1 protein-coding gene is annotated in these 2,415 nt (G+C 64.7%); it reads right to left on the bottom strand.

Going from position 1 to position 2,415, the window contains the following annotated elements; all coding sequences use genetic code 11:
* Nucleotides 1-61 precede the first annotated feature (61 nt).
* Nucleotides 62-2,415 (bottom strand): phosphoenolpyruvate carboxylase (gene ppc, locus AC1DMG_RS21630; protein WP_477181099.1); only part of this gene is annotated, 2,354 nt, incomplete at its 5' end.

Consider the following 2,415-nt stretch of genomic DNA (forward strand, 5'->3'; position numbering starts at 1 on the left):
GTGCGCTCCCACAACGAGCACTCCTTTGTGGGAGAGCACCCTGTGCGCGACTGCCTCAGTCTCAACCCGTATTCTGCAACCCCTGCGACACACCATTCACGCAGGCCACCAGCGCAGCAAGCAACGCTTCGTCGCTTTCCCCACCTTCGCGCCAGCGCTTGAGCAGGTCGACCTGAAGCAGGCTCATCGGATCGACGTAGGGATTGCGTAGATCAATCGAAGTCGCCAGGCGTGGCGCATTCTGCAGCAGGCTGTCGTTGCGCTTGAGCTGCATCAGCCAGTGGCGGGTGCGCTCGAATTCCTCGCGAATCAGGCCGAAGAACGGTTCGTGCAGCGAGCCGGCGAGTTTGGAGAACGCCTCGGCGATGCCAAGGTCGCTCTTGGCCAGCACCATCGACACGTCGTCCAACATATTGGCGAAGAACGGCCAGTCGTGCGCCATTTCGGACATCGCATGTTCGCCGTACTGCGCGGCGCCAAACTCCAGTGCGGTGCCCAGCCCGTACCAGCCCGGCAGAATCGAGCGGCACTGCGTCCACGCGAACACCCACGGGATCGCCCGAAGATCCTGCACGCCGCGCATGCTGCGGCGACGGGCGGGGCGCGAGCCCAGCGTCATGCGCTCGATCACATCGATCGGCGTGGCCGAGCGGAAGTAGTCGACGAAGCCCTCGCGATCAACGAACGCCCGGTAATGCTCGCGGCTACGCGCTGCCAACAGGCTCATGCGATCGCGCCAGGTGTCTTCGCGCGCCTCGTGCGTGCGCGGGCGCAGCGATGCACGCAATACGGCACCCACGGTCTGCTCGAGATTGCGCAGGGCCAGTGCGCGTATTCCATATTTGCGGTGGATCACTTCGCCCTGCTCGGTCACGCGCAACACGCCGGCCACCGAACCGCGCGGTGATGACATCAAGGCGGGGGTGATGCGCGAGCCACCGCGACTCGCCGAGCCGCCACGACCGTGGAAGAACGACAGGCGAATATCGGCATCAGCCGCCACGTCCAGCAACTCCACCTGAGCGCGCTGCAAACCCCAGCGAGAAGCTAGCGTGCCGCCATCCTTGCCGCTGTCGGAATAGCCGAGCATCACCCACTGGCGATTGCCACGCGAAGCGAGATGATCGCGATAGACGGGATCGTCCAGCAGTGCGCGCAAGGTCGCCGGCGCATTGGTCAGGTCGTCCACTGTTTCGAACAGCGGCGCCACGTCCAGCGGTACGCGTCCCTCCTTGCTGAGACCGCCGTAGCGCGCCAGTGCCAGCACCGCCAGCACGTCCGCTGCAGAACGCGCCATGCTGATGATGTACAAGCCCAGCGAATCCGCACCGTAGCGACCGCGCGCCTCGCGCAATGTGGCGAACACATCGTGCAGCGCAGTGACAGTGGCGTCGTCACTCTTGGGTAGCGAATCCTGGCCACCTGCATACGGGCGCAGGCGCTCGGCGCGCTCATGCGCATCACGCGAGGACCAGTCCTCGTCCTTCAACAGTTGCCCCAGCGCATCGTCGTGCACGCGCGAATCCTGGCGCACATCCAGACGCGCGAGGTGAAAGCCGAACGTGCGCACGCGCCAGATCAGTCGACGCACCGCATAAGCGCCCGCGTGCAGGCCATGGTGGTCGATCAGGCTCACCGCGATCAGGCGCAGGTCGTCCAGCAGTTCGTCGGCGCAGGTGTAACCCTCGGGATGATCGTCCTCGAGCGTGGCCTGCAGACGCGCACCGATGATGGTAAGCAGGCTGCGGTACGGCATGTCGGCATGGCGCGGCCGCACCATGGCCGCGGCTTCCGGAAAACGCGTGCGATAGTCGAGCAGGCGGTTGGCCAGATCGCTGCCCACATGCACGCGATCTTCCGTCTGGCTCAGCAGGCGCGCGAGGCCGGCGATATCTTCGATGTAATGCTCCAGCACATGCGCGCGCTGGGTGGAAAGACTGTTGGCAATGGTGGCGGCGCCGACATTCGGATTGCCGTCCATGTCGCCGCCCACCCAGGTGGCAAAGCTCAGCAGGCGCGGGATCGGCACGGCCACGCCGTAGACGGTTTGCAACGCATCGGCCAACGATTCGTAAAGGGCCGGCACGATGCGATAGATGGGATTGGCGAGATAGAAGCCGACGTGGTGATGCTCGTCCTGCACGGTGGGGCTCACCGACGAGGCTTCGGCAGTCTGCCACCCGGCGCTCAAGGCCATGAAGATGCGGTCGTCGTCTTCCTTGCGTTCCTGCGGCGTGCGCGTGGGATCGAAATTGTCGACCAGGGCGCGCACGATGGACTGCTCTTTTTCCAGCAGAGAGCGACGCACGGCTTCAGTCGGGTGCGCGGTGAAAACTGGTTCCACCTGTAACCGTTCCAGCCATTCGATCAGCTCGCCTGCTTCCACGCCTTGCGCCTTCAGCCGCATCAGTACGT

The sequence above is a fragment of the Dyella sp. 01N36 genome (assembly GCF_056399745.1).